The sequence below is a fragment of the Rhizobium sp. SG_E_25_P2 genome (assembly GCF_029892285.1).
GTDB lineage: Bacteria > Pseudomonadota > Alphaproteobacteria > Rhizobiales > Rhizobiaceae > Rhizobium_E.
The window spans coordinates 1-19,868 of sequence record NZ_JARXVM010000026.1 but is presented as its reverse complement, the minus strand read 5'-3'; the positions used below and the strand labels follow the sequence as shown (position 1 = coordinate 19,868).

The window sequence follows — 19,868 nt, the reverse complement described above, 5'->3', positions numbered from 1 at the left end:
AGCCCCGGGTCTGATGGTCTGAAAACGTGAAGCCGAAGCTTACTTGTTTTCGAGGTAGGTGTACTTGCCGTCGGCGCCCTTCTGCCAGGTGTACATCGTGTAGTCAGGACGGGTGATGTCGCCCTTGGAGTCGAAACCGATGTCGCCGATGACGGTCTTGAACGGACCCTTGGCCTTGGCGGTTTCAGCGACCGTCTGCGGGTCGTTGTTGCCGGCAGCCTTGGCGGCTTCGGCAATGATCTGCAGAGCGGCGTAGGAGTACAGCGTGTAGGCTTCGGGCTCGAAGCCGGCGTCGCGGAACTTCTTGACGGCGTCAGCAGCGTTCGGGTTGTTGCGCGGATCCGGCGGGAAGGTCATCAGCGTGCCGTTGACGGCGTCGCCGGCGATCGAAGCCAGTTCGTTGGAGGTGATGCCGTCGCCCGACATCATGGTGGCCTTCAGGCCCTGGTCAGCCATCTGACGCAGGATGAGGCCGGCTTCGGTGTGCAGACCGCCGAAGTAGACGACGGAAACGCCGGCTTCCTTCATCTTGGCGATGAGGGCGGAGTAGTCCTTTTCGCCGGGCGTAATGCCTTCGTAGAGCACTTCGGTGATGCCGAGGCCGTTCATCGCCTTCTTGGTTTCGTCCGCAAGGCCCTGGCCATACGGGGTCTTGTCGTGAACGACAGCGACCTTGGCGTCCTTGAAGTGGTCGGAGATGTACTTGCCGGCCACAGCGCCCTGCTGGTCGTCACGGCCGCAGGTGCGGAAGGTGTTCCACAGGCCGCGCTCGGTGAACTTCGGGTTGGTGGAAGCCGGAGTGATCTGCATGATGCCGTTTTCGGCATAGACTTCGGAAGCCGGGATGGAAACGCCCGAGTTGAAGTGGCCGATCACGAATTTCACGCCGTCACCGACGAACTTGTTGGCGACGGAAATGCCCTGCTTCGGGTCGGAAACGTCGTCGCCGAGCACGATCTTGATCTGCTCGCCATTGATGCCGCCGGCCGCATTGATGTCGGCCGCCGCCTGTTCAGCGCCCTTCTGGAGCTGAGCGCCGAAAGCAGCGTTCGGTCCGGTGAGCGGGCCAGCCACGCCGACCAGCAGGTCGGCCCAGGCGTTGCCGCCGAAGGCCACCATGGCTGTCAGGGCCACGGCGGAGAGAAGCATCTTCTTCATCTTTAACTCCCAATATTTGAGGCGGTTGGTTCCTGTTTGCCCTCGTCGCCCGCCTTTCGCGCCAAGGGTTTTTTTCCCCATTCCGCTATCTGTTCACAGCGGATGGAAACTTGTCAAACGCTCTTTTTCTTCCAGCCGAACGGTCCGGATTTTTCATAGAGCCAATAGTATTTGGTCGCCATCTGGCCGGCGCGGGTGTGGCGAAAACCGAGAACGGCCACCACCATCAGATAGACCGTGTCCACCACGTAATATTGCAGGGTGAACATCGTGCCGTCATAAAGCGCGTGATGGATGAAGCGAACAGCGACGCCGAGAAGCAGTGTGTAAACCACCACCTGCGGCCAGATTTCACCCCAGTTGTCGGCCACGCTTTTGCCCGTGCGCCAGGCAGTCCAGCCGCCGAGCAGGATTGTCACCAGGAAGAACTCCCAGACGATCGGTTCCTCGTAGAGAATACCTTGCATTTTCAAAGCTCCCTCGAGCGTGAGAGTATCCGATTGCGCGCGGCGCGCAAGATACCCTCCGCCCTGTTCTACTTAATGATGACCGCCTTCGAGATAGGCGGCGCGCACTTCAGGATTGGCGAGGAGTTCTTGACCGGAACCGCTCATCGTCACCTGGCCGTTGACCATCACGTAGCCGCGATGGGCGAGGCGAAGCGCTGCGAACGCGTTCTGCTCGACGAGGAAGACGGTGAGGCCTTCGGTCTTGTTCAGCTTGCCGATCGCCTCGAAGATCTGTTTGGAGATCAAGGGCGCGAGGCCGAGCGACGGCTCGTCCAGAAGCAGGAGCTTCGGCCGCGCCATCAGCGCGCGTCCGATGGACAGCATCTGCTGCTCGCCGCCCGAAAGCGTGCCGCCGCGTTGATACTGACGCTCCTCAAGACGCGGAAACAGCGCAAAGATCCGCTTCACGTCCTCGTCGAAATATTTCTGATTGTCGAGGGACGCGCCCATCTGCAGATTTTCGAACACGGTCATGCGCGGGAAGATGCGCCGTCCCTCCGGCGACTGCGCGATGCGCAGCCGGGCGATTTCATGGGTCTGCATGCGGGTGATGTCGCGACCGTCAAAGACGACGCGACCGCTGCGGGCCTGCGGACTGCCGCAGACCGTCATCATCAGCGTCGACTTGCCAGCGCCGTTCGCGCCAATCAGCGTCACGATTTCACCATGATTGACCGTGACGGTGACGCCGCCGAGCGCGCGGATGTTTCCATAATAGGTCTCGACATTCTCGACCTGGAGCAGAGGCTGGGACATCAAATTACGCCTCCGGCGATCTTGGCGGCTTCTTCTTCATCATCGACGCCCAGATATGCGGCGATGACCTTTGGATCGGACTTCACGTGATCAGGCGTGCCGTCGGAGATCTTGCGACCATATTCAAGCACCACGACATGGTCGGAAATTTCCATAACCACTGACATGTCATGCTCGATGAGCAGGATTGACGTCTCGCTCTCCTTGCGGATGGAGCGCAGAAGCGTGTTCAGCGCCAGCGATTCCTTGGGGTTGAGCCCGGCTGCCGGCTCGTCGAGGCAGAGAAGCTTGGGACCCGTGCACATGGCGCGGGCGATTTCCAGGCGACGCTGGGCGCCGTAGGGCAGATCGCCCGCAGGATCGTCGGCCCGCTCGGTGAGATCGGCCTTGTCCAGCCAGTAGCGGGCAAGCTCGATCGATTCCTTGGAGGCCTCCTTGTAACCACCCAGGCCCAGCAGGCCGAGAATGGTGAAGCCCGAAGCCTTCATCAGCTTGTTGTGCTGGGCTACCAGCAGGTTCTCCAGCACCGTCAGACCCGAGAAGAGCCGGATATTCTGAAAAGTGCGGGCAACCTTGGCTTTCGCGGTGATGCGGAAATCTGGCATCTGCTCCAGCTGGAACGTCTTGCCCTGGCCGTGATTGAGCCGGATCATGCCCATCGTCGGCTTGTAGAAGCCGGTGATGCAGTTGAACACGGTGGTCTTGCCGGCGCCGTTGGGACCGATCAACGCGGTGATGTCGCCTGCATAGCAGTTGAACGACAGGTCGTTGATGGCCATCAGGCCGCCGAATTTCATCGAAAGGTGCTCTACTTCGAGCAGGGGTGTCTTTTCCATTGTCATCGCTCCCGCCTCAGCCATGGCCTTCCTTGGTGAAACTGCCCGAGACATTCTTGCGCTCGAACAGGAAGGCGGTCGGCTCGCGGCTGCCCACGAAGCCGCGCGGCTTCCACACCATGATCACCACCATCGCCAGACCGAAGATCAGCATGCGATAGAGTTCGGGAGTGAATTCAGGGCCGAAGATCAGCTTCAGGAACTCCATGTTGCGCAGAAGCTCTGTGCCGCCGACCATGGCGACCGCAGCGACCGCGATGCCGACCAGCGAACCCATGCCGCCGAGAACCACGATGGCGAGAATGATCGCGGATTCGAGGAAGACGAAGGATTCGGGCGACACGAAGCCCTGACGAACCGCGAAGAACGATCCGGCGAAGCCGCCAAACATCGCGCCGATGGCGAACGCCGTCAGCTTGGTGTTGGTGGTGTTGATGCCGAGTGAGCGGCAGGCGATTTCATCTTCGCGCAGCGCTTCCCAAGCGCGACCGATCGGCATGCGGCGCAGGCGGATGGTCACATAGGCCGTGACCAGGCAAAGCGCCAGGATGAGATAGAACAGGAAGATCTTGTAGTAGACCGACGACATCGGCAGTTCGAACGACTTGGCGAAATTGTTGGCCGCGCCCACATCGAAAGACCAGATGCCGAAGATCGACGCCTTGGGAATGCCGGAAATGCCCGCAGATCCGTTGGTCACTTCCTTCCAGTTGATCAGCACGAGGCGAATGATTTCCCCGAAGGCCAGCGTGACGATGGCGAGATAGTCGCCCTTGAGACGCAGAACCGGGAAGCCGAGAATGACGCCCCAGAAAGCGGCGAGAATACCGGCCAGCGGCAGCAGGATCCAGAAGGAGAAGCCAAAATGCTGCGACAGCAGCGCATAGGAGTATGCGCCGACAGCATAGAAGGCGACATAGCCCAGATCGAGCAGACCGGCGAGACCGACGACGATATTGAGGCCCCAGCCGAGCATCACATAGATCAGGATCTGGATGCCGAAGTTGTCGATGAATTTTAGCGAAGGCTGCAAACCAACCAGAGATATCGAAATCAAGGGGTAGATCGCAACAGCCAAGATCGCGACATGCGACCCGTATTTCCCGAAGAAACCACGAAACTGATTGAAGGCCCAAGCGATCATATAAACGACCGTCACGACCTTCAAAATCGCGATCAAGGAGACGAGCGGAGGACCAAAGAGGTCGCCGTAGAGATGAACCAGACCGCCAAAAAATCCGACTGCAAGAGCATTCTTCACTTGGAAGAATTTTGCTGCGGCAGCGCCCGGCACAAAGCTAGGTGCATCCTTGAGCACCTTCTGGCGTTCAAGCCACGGACGAACATACATGATCATCGCGAACCGGACCACCATTACCAGACCCACGGTGAAGGCGAGCTTCACCCAATGGGTGACGATGATCAGTTCGTTGTGGATGTTCTGGGTGGATTCGAGCCCGATGAACAGCAGGAAGAGGCCGAAAGCCACCACGCCGGCGAAAATGGATTCGCGCAGGGCTCGGGCAGTCAGAGATGCTCCGGCCGCCTGATTGTTTGTTGAGAGGTTTTGCATGGATGTCAGACCTTTTCGACTTCAGGACGACCCATCAGGCCAGAAGGCTTGAAGATGAGCACGATGGCGAGGATCGAGAAGGTCGCGACGTCCTTGTAGTCGATGCTGAAATAGGCCGACCACAGGGATTCGATGAGACCGATCAACAACCCGCCCAGCACGGCGCCCGGAAGCGAGCCGATGCCGCCGAGAACTGCAGCCGTGAAAGCCTTGACGCCCGGAATGAAGCCGTCGGCGAAGGAAATGACGCCGTAATACATCAGATACATCGCGCCGGCGACCGCTGCGAGCGCCGCGCCCATCACGAAGGTGATGGAAATCGTCCGGTCGACATTGATGCCGAGCAGCGCGGCCATCTTGCGGTCCTGTTCGGTGGCGCGCTGGGCGCGGCCGAGAGACGTGTGATTGACCAGATACCAGAAGCCGGTCAACAGCACCGCCGTCAGGATGACAATGACGATCTGCTTGAGCGACAACGACACGCCGCCGAAGGTGTAGACATCGGTGATCATGCCTGGGATCGCCTTGTTGCGCGGGCCCTGGGTGACCTGAACAAAGTTCGAGATCAGGATCGACATGCCGATCGCGGTGATCAGCGGCGCGAGCCGGAACGAGCCGCGCAGCGGACGATAGGCGATCTTTTCAATCGTCCAGTTCCACAGGCTGGTCACAGCCATGGCGACGATGATCATGATGAGAAGGGCCACCGCCACCGGCACGCCGGCGATCGCGCCGGTCAGCACCAGGAAAACGATCAGCGCGACGAAGCCGCCGAGCATGAAAATATCGCCATGGGCAAAATTGACCATGCCGATAATGCCGTAAACCATGGTGTAGCCGATAGCGATCAGGCCATAGATAGAGCCAAGCGTCAGCCCGTTTAGGAGCTGCTGGATAAAATATTCCATCCGTCTCTTTTCCCCCGCATGCAGTCGTTAGATCGCTGCTGCTTCTGTTCTTAGGAAAGGCCGCGAGTGGAACGGCCTTTCCAAAAACCCATAGCGTTTTCGCTTGAAATGTGAAGACTCAAAGTGCGGTTTTCAGCAACTCAGACATTCAAATTCGGAATTTGACCACAATTTATGCATATTGCGGTTTTTTTGGGCGCATTTTGCAACCGTAGTAAGCGATGCCCAATCGGGCTTTCACCGCCAAATGCGGCATTGGCGCGCAAGAAATTGTAAGGGTCAGCCGAATTTAACAAAATTCAAGGTTGCGCCGGAGCGCTAAATTCCAAACAAAACGCGAATCGCCCGGCGGGGTTAACCGCCGGGCGAGAAAATGGGACAGATCGTTACAGGAAATGGGCAGGATTCAGCCGCGCATGATCGCGCCATCGGGATCGAAAAGCGCCGCTGGTTGAAGCTTCGCCGGCAGCATGTCGCCCAGCAGTTCGATCTGCCATCCCTCGACGTCCTCGGCGATCTCCTTGGGCACATAGCCGACCGCGACCGACAGGCCCGGGCCATGAGCATAACCGCCTGAGGTCACCCAGCCCTTGACTTCGCCCTTGTGCCAGATCGGCTCGTCGCCAACCACGTCGGCGTCCTTGGCTTCGATGATGAAGGTGCGAAGCCGCAGCGCGCCGCCCTCTTCCTTCTCTTTCGCGGCCGCGGCCTTGCCGATGAAGTCGGCGTCCTTTTTCAGCGCGATGAAGCGTCCGAGTTCGGCCTCATAGGGACCATAGAGCGGACGGTACTCACGCGACCAGCTGCCATAGGCCTTCTCAAGCCGGAGCGAATTGAGCGCGCGCAGCCCGAAGAGACCGATACCGAATTCTTCGCCGGCTTCGAGGATCTTCTCGAAGATGGCGCGCTGATATTCGGGCTTCATCCAGATCTCGTAGCCGAGATCGCCGGTATAGGAGACGCGGCCGACGATCGCCGGCGCCATTCCGATATCCATCTTGCGAATCGCCATGAACGGGAAGGCGTCGGTGGACATATCGAGATGGGTGAGCTTGGCGATGAGCTCGCGCGACTTCGGCCCGGCGATGGCGAGGCCCGTGAGGCCAAGGCCGATCGCCTCGAAGCGCACAGAACCATCCTCCGGCAGATGGCTCTCGAACCAGCGCATGTGATAGTTCTCGGCCACGCCCGAGCCGATCAGCAGGAAATCGTCCTCGCCCATCGTCGCCAGCGTAAAGTCGCCGATCAGCTTGCCGTCATGCTTCAGCATCGGCGCGAGCGTCATCTTGCCGAGCGCCGGGATGCGGCAGGCGAGCAGACGGTCGAGATAGGCGCGCGCGCCCTTGCCGGTGATCTTGTATTTGGCGAAGCCTGAAGTCTCCATCATGCCGACGCCGTCGCGCACAGTCTTCACCTCGCGGGCGACATGCTCGAAATCGGTAGAGCGACGCCAGGAGAACGTGTCTTCGACGCCTTCGGGCGCAAACCAAAGCGGCTGTTCCAAGCCGTAATACTGGCCGAATACCGCGCCCATGCCCTTGAGCCGGTCATAGATCGGCGTGGTCTGCAGGGGACGACCGGCCGGCAGCTCCTCATTGGGGAAGCGGATCGAGAAGCGGCGGGAATAGCCTTCGCGCACCTTGACGTTGGTATAGGCCATCGTGGCGTAGTCGCCATAGCGCGACACGTCCATCGCAAAGACGTCGAAGCCGGGATCGCCGTTCATGATCCAGTTGGCCAGCGCGAGGCCGACGCCGCCGCCCTGGCTGAAGCCGGCCATGACGGCGCAGGCCGACCAGAAATTCCTCAGGCCGCGGATCGGGCCGACCAGCGGATTGGCGTCGGGCGAGAAGGTGAAGGGACCGTTGATGACCTTGCGGATGCCGGCATTGTTGAAGGCCGGGAAGTGGCGGAAGCCGACTTCAAGCTCGCCGGTGATGCGGTCGAGATCTTCGCCCAGCAGTTCATGGCCGAAATTCCACGGCGTGGTGATCGGCGACCAGGGACGGCAGTCCTTTTCATAGGTGCCCATCAGCATGCCGCCGCGCTCCTGGCGGATATAGATCTCGCCGTCGAAATCGACGCAGTGGACGATCTCCTTGCCGGTGGCGGCGTTGAACGCGGCCACTTCGGGCATATCCTCGGTGATGAGATACATATGCTCCATGGCGAGCACGGGCAGTTCGAGCCCCACCATGCGGCCGACTTCGCGCGCCCAGAGACCGGCGGCGTTGACGACATGCTCGGCGATGATCTCGCCCTTGTCGGTGATCACCCGCCAGCAACCGTCTTCGCGCTGCACGAGATCCTCGACCTTGGTGTGCAGATAGATCTCGGCGCCATTCTTCTTGGCCGACTTGGCATAGGCATGCGTGGTGCCATAGGGATCAAGATGGCCTTCGACCGGATCGTAGAGCGCGCCGACAAACTGGTCGGGATCCATCAACGGCATGAATTCCATCGCCTCGCGCGGCGTGAGCAGTTCCGTATCCAGCCCGCCGTAGCGACCCTTGGCCTGAATGGTCTTCAGCCAGTCGAAACGGTCCTTGGTGGCGGCCAGCATGAGGCCCGAGGTCATGTGCAGGCCAACGTCCTGGCCGGAATATTCCTCGATCTCCTTATAGAGCTCGACCGTGTATTTCTGCAGCTTGGCGACATTCGGGTCGCCATTGATCGTGTGCATGCCGCCGGCGGCGTGCCAGGTGGAGCCCGAGGTCAGTTCAGACCGCTCCAGCAGGACGACATCGGTCCAGCCGAATTTGGTGAGGTGAAAGAGGACCGAACATCCGACGACGCCGCCGCCGATTACGACGACCCTGGCATGGCTCTTCATGGCATAGCTCCGCTCCCAGAAAGAGCTGACAGCTCTCCCGGCTATAGATAACTGATTGATTGGAAAAGGCTTTCCATAAATGCGCCGCCCGCCGGCCACCGCCCGGAACCGCCTTCAGTTCACAGTCAAAACTCTATTTCCCAAGACGCGCATTTCTTGTCGCTCAGGCGAAAACAATTTGTCTATTTGCGCCAAAATGCGCGACGCTCAACGAGTTTTGCCGGCGACCAGCGCGAGGATCGCGTCCACCGCAAGCGAAACCCTTGCCTGAAGACGCTCCTCCATGTCGACAGCTGGACATCCCGTCATCAAGGCTCGGAGATGCAGGCCTCCCAGAGACATGCCGATCAGGATGTCGGCGATCTCAATCGGATCGACATCCTGCGGCAGATGGGGCGCCAGCAGCCTTGCCAGATCATCATGCGTCTTGAGAATACAGTCTCGATAGAATTGCTCCGAAAGTTCCGGATGCAGGCCGCCGTCGGCGATGACCAACCGCGTCATCAGCAACTGTCTCGGATGCAGCACGAAGCGGGCGATTGCCAGAAGCGCCGTGCGCAGCACGACCGGCGCCGCCCTTCCACCTGCATCCTCGCCGCAGGATCCATGTATGTCGGGATGTTCATGACTGGCGATGAGGGCCGTGAACAAGGCGACTTTGTCGGGAAAGAAGCGATAGACCGTCTTCTTGGCCATGCCGCAGTCGCGGGCCACCTCCTCCATGGTCGCGTCGCCATAGCCGAACGCGCCGAAGACCCGTTCGGCGGCGGCGAGGATCATCTGCACCCGCTCGCCGTCCGGCATCATCTGAGGTTTCGTCGCTTTTAATACCGTCGCCATCCTCGCCTCCCGTCGAAAATGCTTGACAAATGGAAACGATTGCGTTTCCTATCCGCATAAGGAAACGATAGTGTTTCCTGGAAAGATTGGCAAGCGCTTCAAGGCGCAGGACGAATGATATGAAATCCGCAACCCTCCCCATAGCCTTCGCCTTGGCCGCCCTCAGCGCGCTTGGTCCACTCGGCACCGACATGTATCTCGGCGCTCTTCCGACCATGGCGACGGATCTCGGCTCCACCACCGCCAGCCTGCAAATGACGATGATGAGCTTTTTTTCGGGCTTCACCATCGGCCAGATGTTCTACGGCCCCATCTCCGACAGGGTCGGACGCAAGCCGGTGATCTTCGTGGCGCTGGCCATTTTCCTCATCGGCTCGATCGGCTGCGCCTTGGCACAGACCAACGAGCAACTGATCGCGCTGCGTTTCGTGCAGGGCCTGGGCGGCTCCATCGGCATGGTGATCTGCGCGGCGATCATCCGCGATCTCTATACCGGTCATGAAGCCGCCAAACTGATGAGCGTGGTCGTCATGGTCATGGGGCTCGCGCCCATTCTCGCGCCGCTGGTCGGCAGCCTTATCTTGCAGGCGGCCAGCTGGCGACTGATCTTCGCCGTGCTTGCAGGCTTTTCGGTTCTGGCGGCCGTCCTGACCATTTTCGTGCTCAAGGAGACGCGCATGAAGGAGTTGCGGGCCCAGTCCAAGCCCTCTCAGGCGGTAAGCTGGTATCTGCGGCTGTTGAAAAGCCGCGCCTTCATTCCCTATGCCGGCGTGCTCGCGCTCTCACAAGGCGGCTTTTTCGCCTATATTGGCGGCTCGTCCTTCGTGCTCATGAATATTTACGGCCTGTCGCCCCTGGCTTATTCCATCGCCTTCGCCGCCAATGCGATCGGCCTGGGCATCGGCAGCCAGATTTCAGTGCGTTTGCTCAAGCGCTTCGGCCCGCGCGCCATCGTCAAGGCGTCTGTGCTGATCAATCTGGCCGCTGCGGTGGGACTGGTGGCGACGCAGGCCATGGGTCTTCATCATGTCGCCGTCGTCTGCGCGCTGTTCTTCGTGCTGGTGGCGTCCATGGGCGGCATCATGCCGTCAACCAACACCATGGCGATGGAAGCGCATGGCGCAATCGCCGGCACGGCGGCGGCGCTGATGGGAGCCCTCGGTTTCGGCGCCGGCGCGCTCGGCATGTTCCTGGTGGGAGCGCTTGCGGACGGCACGGCCATGCCGCTCTATGAAACCGTCGCTTTTGCCTCCTGCCTGGCCACGCTGGTCGCCTGGACCAGCTTCGGCGAACGCCGCGCCCTGGCCGTAGCCGGCGCTTGACCCCATTGGAGCGCGGACACGAAAAAGGCCAGCGGAGGCGCTTCTCCGCTGGCCTTTCTTTTTGAACCGGTTCTTTCAGCGATCGGCGACGGCAAAGGACAGCGAGAACTCCCGGCCCGCGAGTCTGAGATCATGATGGAGACTTTCGGCGAAGCTGCGCAGCACGATCAGCTCGAAGGCGTCATCGCCGGTGCGGGCTAGATTGACCGTCAGGTGCTGGAACGCCATCATCGCCGATGTACCGATCGGGAAGCCGCCCGGCAGATCGACGCCGACGCCCTTCATCAGAATGCGCACCGCTTGCGGGCCCTTGAGCCGGAAAAGCGAGCGGCCATGGCTCTGGTCCACAACCATCGCGCCGGCGATGTCGCCGAGACCGGTCCCACGCTCCGCCGTCACCACCAGCCACTCACCCGGTCCGACCTTGCGGAGGCTGACGCCGGAGAGCGCATTCAATGCGGCTTCCACCGCATCCGCCTGCCCCTTGAAGGCGAGGACGGAGAAGACGCCGCAGGCTTCGACCAGCTCCAGATGATTGGCGTTCGGCATCTCGATGCCATGCACGGCGCCGTCGGACAGGGGATGACGATATTGATAGGTCATGAGATCCTCCTCAGGCGTGCAGTTTCTTGTTTTCAGGATCGAAGAAGACGGTCGAGCTGATCACCGCCTCGGTCTCCTGACCGCGGAGCTTGTCCCAGACCACGACTTTCTCGCCCATCCGTTCCCGTCCGGATTTGACGAAGGCGAGCCCAATCATATGGCCGAGCGCCGGCGAATAGCAGACCGACGACACCCAGCCCTGATCGGCGACCGTCGACGGCGTTGCGCCAACCTTCAGGATATGGGCGCCCGACTTGAACTCGACCTTGGGATCGACCGGCATGAGACCGACCAGCTGGTGGCGGTCCGCCGCCTTCATGCCGTAGCGATCGAGCAGGCGCTTGCCGACGAAATCGGGCTTCTGCGCCGAGACGAGCTTGCCCAGGCCGACATCATCAGCCGTTACGCGGCCATCGAGTTCGGCATGGGTGACATGGCCCTTCTCGATGCGCATGACATTGAGCGCCTCCACGCCATAGGCGCAGATGCCGTGCTTGGCGCCGGCCGCCATGACTGCGTCGGCGACCGCCTCGCCGTAACCGGCTGGCACGCCCAGTTCATAGGCGAGTTCGCCCGAAAAGGAGATGCGGTAGAGCCGCGCCTCGGGGCCATCGACCATCTTGACCATGCGCGCGGTCATGAAGGGGAAGGCTGCATCCGACAGATCGTCGACGATCAGTTCCTGCAGGATCTCGCGGGATTTCGGCCCGACCACAGACATCTGCGCCCATTGGTCGGTGACCGTCACGAAGCGGACGTCGAGCTCCGGCCAGACCGTCTGGTGGAAGAACTCCATATGCGTCAGCACCTCGCCGGCATAAGCGGTGGTGGTGGTGATGAAGAAGTGGTTCTCTCCAAAACGGCTGACGGTGCCGTCGTCATAGACCATGCCGTCTTCGCGCAACATGATGCCGTAGCGCGCCTTGCCGACCGGCAGCTTCAGCATGGCGTTGGAATAGATGCGGTTGAGGAATTCCGCCGCATCTGGACCCATCACCTCGATCTTGCCGAGGGTGGAGACGTCGCAGACGCCAGCTTTTTCGCGCACGGTCGTGACTTCGCGGTCGCAGCTCTGCCGCCAGCTCGTTTCACCTTCGCGCGGGAACCAGGCGGAGCGATACCAGAGGCCAGCCTCGACCAACTTAGCGCCGTTCTTCTTGGCCCAGCCATGCAAGGGCGAGGTGCGGATCGGCTGGGCGTGCTCGAAGCGCGCCGCGCCCGCAAGCGCCCCGAAGGTCACCGGAGTGTAGAACGGCCGGAAGGTCGTCGTGCCCGTCTGGGCAGGCGTCACCCCCTGCATGCCGGCAATGATGGCGGCGGCGTTGACGCCCGACAGCTTGCCCTGATCGGTGGCCATGCCGTTGGTCGTATAGCGTTTGGCGTGCTCGACATGGCCATAGCCTTCGCGCAGCGCCAGGCCGAGATCAGCGACATGCACGTCGTTCTGGAAATCAACGAAAGCCTTGGACTTGGATCCGGTCACATACCAGAGCGGTGTGAAGCCTTCTCCCGTCTCGCCCTCGACATCGGGCTGCGCATAGGCGGGAGCGGACAACCCGAATGCGGCGGCCGCTTCGGCTCCGGCTTTCCAGCCGTCGGCGAGGCAGGCTCCGAGGCCTTCGAGAGCCAATGCGCCGCCAGCCGCGAAGAAGGGCTCCACGAGCGACGGCGCAAGAAACGCCGCCTTCTCTTCCGACCAGACCGGCCGCTGGCCGCGATGGCACATCAGATGAATGATCGGGCTCCAGCCGCCAGACATGGCCAACGCGTCGCAGGCGATGGATTCGACATAACCGGAGCGCTCCACCGTCGCGCCCTTGATGCGAAGCTTGCCTTCGGTGTCGACCACCTGCGCGCCGGCGATGACGCGGGCGCCTGCCGGGGCAATGTCGGCGGCGCCGACGCGGCTGTCGATGATGGCGGCGATTTCCACGCCCTTGTCGGCCAGATCGCGCGCGGTTTCATAGCCCGAAGCGCCATTGGCGAAGACCGCGACCTTGCGGCCGGCAGCCACGCCGTAGCGGTTGGCGTAAGTGCGCATAGCCGACGCCGTCATGACGCCCGGCAGATCATTGCCGCCGAACACCAGCGGCCGCTCTTCGGCGCCCGAGGCGAGCACCGCGCGCTTGGCCGCAATGCGCCAGACGCGTTCGACGGCGCGGTCGGCATGCGGCTGGGCGACGTGCTTCTGCACCCGCTCGACCGCGCCGAACACCATATCGTCGAACCAGCCGAACACGGTGGCGCGCGGCAGAACGGTCACATTCGGCATATTGGCGAGCTCAGCCGCCACCGTCTGGGCGTAATCACCAGCGCTTTCGCCGCCGATGGATTGGCGCGACGCGAGAAGCGAGCCGCCCAGACGGGCGCCTTCGTCAGCGATCAAAACCTTCAGACCGGCGCGACCGGCGGCCAGCGCCGCCATCAGGCCCGTCGGTCCCGCGCCGATCACCAACAGGTCGCAGAAGGCCCAGCTCTTCTCGTAGCTATCAGGGTCACGTTCTCCGATCGACAATTTGCCGAGGCCGGCGGCCTTGCGGATAAAAGGCTCATAGACCTTTTCCCAGAAGCTCTTCGGCCACATGAAGGTCTTGTAGTAGAAGCCGGCCGACAGGAAGGGCGAGAGCAGAGAATTGACGCTGCCCACGTCGAATTTCAGCGACGGCCAGCGGTTCTGGCTGACAGCGGACAGGCCTTCGTAAAGCTCAGCGACGGTGGCGCGGACATTGGGCTCCATTCGCCCGCCCTCGCCGATGGTCACCAGCGCATTCGGTTCGGACACGCCCGCCGTCACCACGCCGCGTGGACGGTGATATTTGAAGCTGCGGGCAAGCAGCAATTGGTCATTGGCCATCATGGCCGAGGCGATCGTATCGCCTTCAAAGCCCTTATAGGCCACGCCATCGAAGCGAAAGCCGACGGATTTAGAGCGATCGACGAGCCCCCCGGAGGAGAGACGATAAGCGGTCATTCGGCGCCTCCCTGACGAAACGCCGCGGCGTCCTGAACTGTGTAGACCTCATGGCTCACGGTGTCGCGCTCCACGACGAGGAAGCGGCGGCAACCGTTGAGATGGTGCCAGAGTTCGCGATAGCGGCCCATCGGATTGTCGCGCAGATAGACATAGTCATGCCATTCCTTGTCGGACGCGCTCGCTGCCGGGCGAACCGGGGCGGCGTCGCCCTTGATGGTGAATTCTTCCTTGGGTCGGACCCCGCAATGCGGGCAGGTGATGAGGCTTGCCATGGAGATGCGCTCTTAATGCAGGTTCGGTTGAGGACCTTTGCCGCCCTCGTCGATGTGATAGCCGCGCTCGAAGCGGTCGAGGCGCATTTCGCGCGTCACGGCATGCGGCTCGTTCTTGGCGATGAGATGGGCGAAGGTGAAACCCGAAGCCGGCGTCGCCTTGAAGCCCCCGTAATTCCATCCGGTATTCAGATAGAGATTGGGGACTGGCGTCTTGTCGATGATCGGCGAGCCATCCATGCTCATATCCATCACCCCGCCCCAGGTGCGCAGCACCTTGGAGCGAGAGAGGCCAGGGATCATCGAGACGCCGATCTCGAACACATGCTCGATGGTGGCGAGTCCGCCGCGCCGCGCATAGGAATTGAAGCCGTCGATATCGCCGCCGAACACCAGCCCGCCCTTGTCGGACTGCGACACATAGAAGTGTCCCATACCAAAGGTGATGACGCTGTCGACCACCGGCTTGAGCCCTTCGCTGACAAAGGCCTGCAGCACATGGCTTTCGATCGGCAGGCGCAAACCGGCCATCGAGGCGGTGACGGTGGAATGACCGGCGGTGGCGAGCGCGAGCTTGTTGCAGCCGATAAAGCCGCGACTGGTCTCGACGCCGGTGATCATGCCGTTTTCGCGGGTGATGCCGGTGACTTCACAATTCTGGATCAGGTCGACGCCGCGCATGTCGGCGCCGCGCGCATAGCCCCAGGCGACGGCGTCATGCCGGGCTGTGCCGCCGCGACGCTGGAATAGACCGCCGAGGATCGGGAAACGGTGATGATCGAAATTGAGATAGGGCGCGAATTGCCGCACCTGCTCGCGATCAAGAAGCTCGCCTCCCGCCCCTTCAAGATGCATGGCGTTGCCGCGTCGCGCATAGGCGTCGCGCTGGCCGTCGGTATGGAAGAGATTGAGCACGCCGCGCTGCGACACCATGGCGTTATAGTTGAAATCCTGCTCCATTCCTTCCCAGAGCTTCATGGACAGCTCATAGAACGGCTCGTTGCCGGGCAACATGTAGTTGGAGCGGATAATCGTGGTGTTACGGCCGATATTGCCCGAGCCCAGCCAGGACTTCTCCAGCACCGCCACATTGGTGACGCCGAATTCCTTGGCGAGGTAAAAAGCGGTGGCGAGCCCGTGCCCGCCGCCACCGACGATGATGACATCGTAATGACGCTTGGGCTCCGGCTGACGCCAGACAGGCGCCCAGCCGGTGTTTTTCTTCAGGGCTTCGCGAAAGATCGATAGAGCAGAAAATCGCATGCAAATCCGTCCTGGATGCGGGCGCAGGCAGCCTGCGCCGTGGTGACCTTACAATGCCGCGCCGCAGCGAAAAACTCTATACCGGGACGGACATAATCACGGCGTTTTAAGACATGTCGACGTCGTCTGGCGCATTCCGGACGTTTCCGTGATCGGCTCCGGGGAGAGGCGTCATGCTGTTGCAACAATTCACAACCCCTGCAACTCCTCCAGTTTTGAAAGGGCAAGCCGGTTATTAGCGGTTGCCTTGGCCGGCCAAAGTCAATAAACGCTCTCAAACTCAAAAGACCAAGAGCGGAGCGACCAAGCGCATGTCACTCACCCATCTTCAGCGTCTCGAAGCTGAATCCATCCATATCTTCCGTGAGGTGGCGGCCACCTTTTCCAATCCGGTGATGCTGTATTCGATCGGCAAGGATTCATCGGTGATGCTGCATCTGGCGATGAAGGCCTTTTATCCCGCCAAACCGCCCTTCCCCTTCCTTCATGTCGATACGACCTGGAAATTCAAGGAGATGACGGCGTTTCGCGACAAGATGGCCAAGGATCTCGGCATCGATCTCCTGGTTCACGTCAATCAGGACGGCGTCGATCAGGGCGTCGGGCCTTTCACGCATGGCTCCAACACCCACACGCATTTGATGAAGACCGTGGCCCTGCGCCAGGCGCTCGACAAATACGGCTTCGACGCCGCCTTTGGCGGCGCGCGTCGCGACGAGGAAAAGTCGCGCGCCAAGGAGCGAATCTTCTCCTTCCGCAACGCTCAGCACACCTGGGACCCGAAGAACCAACGCCCGGAAATGTGGAAGACCTACAATACCCGCGTTGGCGCAGGCGAATCCATCCGCGTCTTTCCGCTGTCGAACTGGACCGAACTCGACATCTGGCAGTATATCATGAAGGAAAACATTCCGATCGTGCCGCTTTATTACGCGGCCAAGCGCCCGGTGGTGGAGCGCGACGGCATGTTGATCATGGTGGACGACGAGCGCATGCCGATCGGCCCCGATGACGTGGTGGAAGATCGCCTCGTCCGCTTCCGGACGCTCGGCTGTTATCCGCTGACCGGCGCGATCGACTCCGACGCCGCCAACCTCCAGGACATCGTCCGCGAAATGCTGACGGCGCGCACCTCCGAACGTCAGGGTCGCCTGATTGACAAGGATGAAGCCGGCTCGATGGAAAAGAAGAAGCGCGAGGGTTATTTCTGATGACTGTTGTGAACCCGGCCGACGTTTCCGGCGACATGATCGAATATCTGCGCGAACAGGAAAAGAAGTCCCTGCTGCGCTTCCTGACCTGCGGCTCGGTGGATGACGGTAAATCCACGCTGATCGGTCGTCTGCTGTACGACACCAAGCTGATCTTCGAAGACCAGCTCGCCACACTCGAGCGCGACAGCGTCAAGCATGGCACCGACGGCGACAACATTGATTTCGCGCTGCTGGTCGACGGCCTTGAGGCCGAGCGCGAGCAGGGCATCACCATCGACGTCGCCTATCGCTTTTTCGCCACCGACAAGCGCAAGTTCATCGTCGCCGACACGCCCGGCCATGAACAATACACCCGCAACATGGCCACCGGCGCTTCGACCGCCGATCTCGCCATCGTGCTGGTGGATTCGCGCCAGGGCATCCTGCGCCAGACACGCCGTCACTCTTTCATCGCCTCGCTGCTCGGCATCCGAAACATCGTGCTCGCCGTCAACAAGATCGACCTGATGGATCATTCCCAGGAGGTCTTCGACAAGATCGTGGCGGACTATATGTCGTTCGCCGCCAATCTCGGCTTCAAGTCGATCCAGCCGATCCCGATGTCCGCGCGTTATGGCGACAATGTCACCACCAAGTCGGCCAAGATGCCTTGGTATCAGGGCCCTGCCCTGCTTGAGCATCTTGAGACCGTCGCCATCGAAGACGACGGCGTCAACAAGGCTTTCCGCTTTCCGGTGCAGCATGTGGTGCGTCCGAATCTCGACTTCCGCGGCTTTGCCGGTCAGGTCGCTTCGGGTCGCGTCGCGCCCGGAGACAAGATCACAGTCGCCAAATCCGGCCAGGAATCGACGATCAAGGAGATCATCACCCAGGACGGCAATCTGGAGACCGCCGTCGAAGGCCAGGCTGTCACGATCGTTCTCGAAGACCAGATCGACATCTCCCGTGGCGACATGCTGGTGGACCCGTCCAATCGCCCTCAGGTCGCCGACCAGTTTCAAGCGCATGTCATCTGGTTCGACGCCCAGCCGATGATTCCGGGCCGCAGCTACATCCTGCGCACCGAGGTCGATAGCGTTAGCGCCACGATCACGACCCTCAAGCACCAGGTGAACATCAACACCTTTGCGCATGAAGCCGCCAAGCATCTCAATATGAACGAGGTCGGCTCCTGCAATATCTCCACGCAAGCGCCGATTGCGTTCGACCCCTACAAGACCAACCGCGTCACCGGCAATTTCGTGCTGATCGACCGCTTCACCAATTCCACGGTCGGCGCAGGCATGATCGACCACGCGCTTCGCCGCGCCTCGAATGTACACTGGCAGGCGACCGACGTGAACAAGGAGGCGCGCGCGGAAATCAAGAGCCAGAAGCCGGCGGCCATCTGGTTCACCGGTTATTCCGGCTCGGGCAAGTCGACCATCGCCAACACGCTCGAAAAGCTCCTGCATGCCCAGGGCAAACATACGTTCATGCTGGACGGCGACAATATCCGCCACGGCCTGAACCGTGACCTCGGTTTCACCGATGACGACCGCGTCGAAAACATTCGCCGTGTCTCGGAAGTGGCGAAGCTGATGACCGATGCGGGCCTTATCGTGATCGTGTCCTTCATCTCGCCGTTCCGGTCGGAACGACAGATGGCGCGCGATCTGTTCGCCACGGGTGAATTTATCGAAGTGTTCATCGACACGCCGCTTGAAGAATGCATGCGTCGCGATCCCAAGGGTCTTTATAAAAAGGCTCAGTCGGGCGAGATTTCCAACTTCACCGGCATCACCTCTGATTACGAGCCGCCGATGAATCCGGAAGTGCATCTGCATACGCTGGGTCACGAACCCGCCGAACTTGCATTGCAAATCGAAGCATTCCTGAACAAGCGGTGACTATGCTACAGATCCTTGAAACAATCGCACTGGAGGCCGGACGCGCCATTCTCGACGTGTACAAGGCGGGTCCGAGTGTTGCGTACAAGACTGACAGTTCGCCTGTCACCGAAGCGGACGAGCGTGCTGAAGCCATCATCCTTGCCGGTCTCGCCAACGCTTTTCCGGATATCCCGGTCGTGGCGGAAGAAGCCGCGGCCGCAGGCCAGATACCGAATGTCGAAGGGCGCAGCTTCTTTCTCGTCGATCCGCTCGACGGTACGAAGGAATTCATCAACCGCCGCGACGATTTCACGGTGAACATCGCGCTGATCGAAAACGGCAGTCCCACCGTGGGCATCGTCTACGCGCCGGCCAAAGGCGTCGCCTATACGGGCGCGGCCAATGAAGCGAGCAAGCTCTCCATTTCCGAGCAGGTGACGATCACCGGTCGTGAGAAGATCGCCTGCCGCGTCCGCTCGAGCGATTTGACCGCTGTGGCCAGCCGGTCGCACAACTCGCCGGAAACAGAAGCGTTTCTGGCGGAAACGGGCGTGGCGTCGACGACATCGGTAGGCTCGTCGCTCAAATTCTGTCTGCTCGCCGAAGGCGAGGCCGACGTCTATCCGCGCTTCGGTCGCACCATGGAATGGGACACTGCGGCCGGCGACGCCGTGCTGCGCGCCGCTGGCGGCATCACGCTCGATATCGACGGCGCGCCTTTCCGCTATGGCAAAACCAAACAGGCTTTCGACAGCGATTTCGCCAACGGCCATTTCATCGCCTGGGGCCGCAAGGCCTGAAACAACTGAAATCATTTAAAAAGCCGCCCTCTCGGGCGGCTTTCAGACTGCTGACAAACCCCTGGCCACATCCAGGGGTTTGTGATTCACTGGGACATGTTGAAGAAACCCGCTCCCGAACAAACGGCTCTCGAGA

Annotated in this window: 16 protein-coding genes; 4 read left to right on the top strand and 12 right to left on the bottom strand. The window is 60.9% G+C overall.

Features of this window, described 5'->3' with window-relative positions; genetic code table 11:
• Positions 1-39 precede the first annotated feature (39 nt).
• From M2360_RS25245 to M2360_RS25210, 8 genes are all read right to left on the bottom strand, one after another.
• Positions 40-1,158 (bottom strand): branched-chain amino acid ABC transporter substrate-binding protein, encoded by a 1,119-nt coding sequence (locus M2360_RS25245; RefSeq protein ID WP_280778155.1) that lies wholly within the window; start codon positions 1,156-1,158, stop codon positions 40-42.
• A 113-nt stretch (positions 1,159-1,271) separates the two neighbouring features.
• Complete coding sequence (locus tag M2360_RS25240) at positions 1,272-1,625, bottom strand: DUF6867 family protein (protein WP_280778154.1); 354 nt, start codon at positions 1,623-1,625, stop codon at positions 1,272-1,274.
• Positions 1,626-1,697: 72 nt separating this feature from the next.
• Positions 1,698-2,423 (bottom strand): ABC transporter ATP-binding protein, encoded by a 726-nt coding sequence (locus tag M2360_RS25235; protein WP_280778153.1) that lies wholly within the window; start codon positions 2,421-2,423, stop codon positions 1,698-1,700.
• Positions 2,423-3,259 carry an ABC transporter ATP-binding protein gene (locus M2360_RS25230; RefSeq protein ID WP_280778152.1) on the bottom strand — a complete coding sequence of 279 codons (837 nt, stop codon included), beginning with the start codon at positions 3,257-3,259 and terminating at the stop codon, positions 2,423-2,425. Before M2360_RS25230 ends, M2360_RS25235 begins: the two co-directional genes overlap by 1 nt.
• 16 nt (positions 3,260-3,275) lie before the next feature.
• Complete coding sequence (gene livM / locus M2360_RS25225) at positions 3,276-4,832, bottom strand: high-affinity branched-chain amino acid ABC transporter permease LivM (protein ID WP_280778151.1); 1,557 nt, start codon at positions 4,830-4,832, stop codon at positions 3,276-3,278.
• Between the two features lie 5 nt (positions 4,833-4,837).
• Positions 4,838-5,740: a branched-chain amino acid ABC transporter permease LivH gene (locus tag M2360_RS25220; RefSeq protein WP_280778150.1), complete on the bottom strand. Its 903-nt coding sequence runs from the start codon at positions 5,738-5,740 to the stop codon at positions 4,838-4,840.
• Positions 5,741-6,146: 406 nt separating this feature from the next.
• Positions 6,147-8,573, bottom strand: a complete 2,427-nt coding sequence (locus M2360_RS25215) for an FAD-dependent oxidoreductase (RefSeq protein WP_280778149.1) — start codon at positions 8,571-8,573, stop codon at positions 6,147-6,149.
• Positions 8,574-8,780: 207 nt separating this feature from the next.
• Complete coding sequence (locus M2360_RS25210; protein ID WP_280778148.1) at positions 8,781-9,413, bottom strand: TetR/AcrR family transcriptional regulator; 633 nt, start codon at positions 9,411-9,413, stop codon at positions 8,781-8,783.
• A gap of 119 nt (positions 9,414-9,532) precedes the next feature.
• On the opposite strand from M2360_RS25210, the gene M2360_RS25205 reads away from it, so the two are divergent.
• A complete protein-coding gene (locus M2360_RS25205) occupies positions 9,533-10,735 on the top strand; it encodes a multidrug effflux MFS transporter (RefSeq protein WP_280778147.1) in 1,203 nt (400 codons plus the stop codon).
• A gap of 75 nt (positions 10,736-10,810) precedes the next feature.
• Here the strand turns inward: M2360_RS25205 and M2360_RS25200 are convergent, their stop codons facing one another.
• Genes M2360_RS25200 through M2360_RS25185 form a run of 4 tightly spaced genes read right to left on the bottom strand, consistent with a single transcriptional unit; the run spans position 10,811 to position 15,847 of the window.
• Positions 10,811-11,338, bottom strand: a complete 528-nt coding sequence (locus M2360_RS25200) for a sarcosine oxidase subunit gamma family protein (RefSeq protein ID WP_280778146.1) — start codon at positions 11,336-11,338, stop codon at positions 10,811-10,813.
• A 10-nt stretch (positions 11,339-11,348) separates the two neighbouring features.
• Positions 11,349-14,309, bottom strand: a complete 2,961-nt coding sequence (locus M2360_RS25195; RefSeq protein ID WP_280778145.1) for a sarcosine oxidase subunit alpha family protein — start codon at positions 14,307-14,309, stop codon at positions 11,349-11,351.
• Entirely contained in the window at positions 14,306-14,584 is a 279-nt protein-coding gene (locus M2360_RS25190) for a sarcosine oxidase subunit delta (protein ID WP_280778144.1), read from the bottom strand. Before M2360_RS25190 ends, M2360_RS25195 begins: the two co-directional genes overlap by 4 nt.
• Before the next feature lie 12 nt (positions 14,585-14,596).
• The gene (locus M2360_RS25185; RefSeq protein WP_280778143.1) at positions 14,597-15,847 is read right to left on the bottom strand and encodes a sarcosine oxidase subunit beta family protein; all 1,251 of its coding nucleotides are present in this window, start codon (positions 15,845-15,847) and stop codon (positions 14,597-14,599) included.
• A 242-nt stretch (positions 15,848-16,089) separates the two neighbouring features.
• Between M2360_RS25185 and cysD the strand changes: the two genes are divergently transcribed.
• From cysD to cysQ, 3 genes are read left to right on the top strand one after another with little or no spacing between them, the layout of a single operon-like run.
• Positions 16,090-17,058 carry a sulfate adenylyltransferase subunit CysD gene (gene cysD / locus M2360_RS25180; RefSeq protein ID WP_280778142.1) on the top strand — a complete coding sequence of 323 codons (969 nt, stop codon included), beginning with the start codon at positions 16,090-16,092 and terminating at the stop codon, positions 17,056-17,058.
• Positions 17,058-18,950 carry a sulfate adenylyltransferase subunit CysN gene (cysN, locus tag M2360_RS25175; protein ID WP_280778141.1) on the top strand — a complete coding sequence of 631 codons (1,893 nt, stop codon included), beginning with the start codon at positions 17,058-17,060 and terminating at the stop codon, positions 18,948-18,950. The genes cysD and cysN overlap by 1 nt, the downstream gene beginning before the upstream one ends.
• 2 nt (positions 18,951-18,952) lie before the next feature.
• Entirely contained in the window at positions 18,953-19,732 is a 780-nt protein-coding gene (gene cysQ, locus M2360_RS25170; RefSeq protein WP_280778140.1) for a 3'(2'),5'-bisphosphate nucleotidase CysQ, read from the top strand.
• Positions 19,733-19,868 lie beyond the last annotated feature (136 nt).

Bases quoted from the DNA above. Each gene is read 5' to 3' on its own strand.
- M2360_RS25235 (WP_280778153.1), bottom strand. From the start codon at position 2,423: ATGTCCCAGCCTCTGCTCCAGGTCGAGAATGTCGAGACCTATTATGGA.
- M2360_RS25190 (WP_280778144.1), bottom strand. From the start codon at position 14,584: ATGGCAAGCCTCATCACCTGCCCGCATTGCGGGGTCCGACCCAAGGAA.
- livM (WP_280778151.1), bottom strand. From the start codon at position 4,832: ATGCAAAACCTCTCAACAAACAATCAGGCGGCCGGAGCATCTCTGACT.
- M2360_RS25240 (WP_280778154.1), bottom strand. From the start codon at position 1,625: ATGCAAGGTATTCTCTACGAGGAACCGATCGTCTGGGAGTTCTTCCTG.
- cysQ (WP_280778140.1), top strand. From the start codon at position 18,953: ATGCTACAGATCCTTGAAACAATCGCACTGGAGGCCGGACGCGCCATT.
- M2360_RS25230 (WP_280778152.1), bottom strand. From the start codon at position 3,259: ATGGAAAAGACACCCCTGCTCGAAGTAGAGCACCTTTCGATGAAATTC.
- M2360_RS25195 (WP_280778145.1), bottom strand. From the start codon at position 14,309: ATGACCGCTTATCGTCTCTCCTCCGGGGGGCTCGTCGATCGCTCTAAA.
- M2360_RS25185 (WP_280778143.1), bottom strand. From the start codon at position 15,847: ATGCGATTTTCTGCTCTATCGATCTTTCGCGAAGCCCTGAAGAAAAAC.
- M2360_RS25210 (WP_280778148.1), bottom strand. From the start codon at position 9,413: ATGGCGACGGTATTAAAAGCGACGAAACCTCAGATGATGCCGGACGGC.
- M2360_RS25200 (WP_280778146.1), bottom strand. From the start codon at position 11,338: ATGACCTATCAATATCGTCATCCCCTGTCCGACGGCGCCGTGCATGGC.
- cysN (WP_280778141.1), top strand. From the start codon at position 17,058: ATGACTGTTGTGAACCCGGCCGACGTTTCCGGCGACATGATCGAATAT.
- M2360_RS25215 (WP_280778149.1), bottom strand. From the start codon at position 8,573: ATGAAGAGCCATGCCAGGGTCGTCGTAATCGGCGGCGGCGTCGTCGGA.
- M2360_RS25205 (WP_280778147.1), top strand. From the start codon at position 9,533: ATGAAATCCGCAACCCTCCCCATAGCCTTCGCCTTGGCCGCCCTCAGC.
- M2360_RS25245 (WP_280778155.1), bottom strand. From the start codon at position 1,158: ATGAAGAAGATGCTTCTCTCCGCCGTGGCCCTGACAGCCATGGTGGCC.
- M2360_RS25220 (WP_280778150.1), bottom strand. From the start codon at position 5,740: ATGGAATATTTTATCCAGCAGCTCCTAAACGGGCTGACGCTTGGCTCT.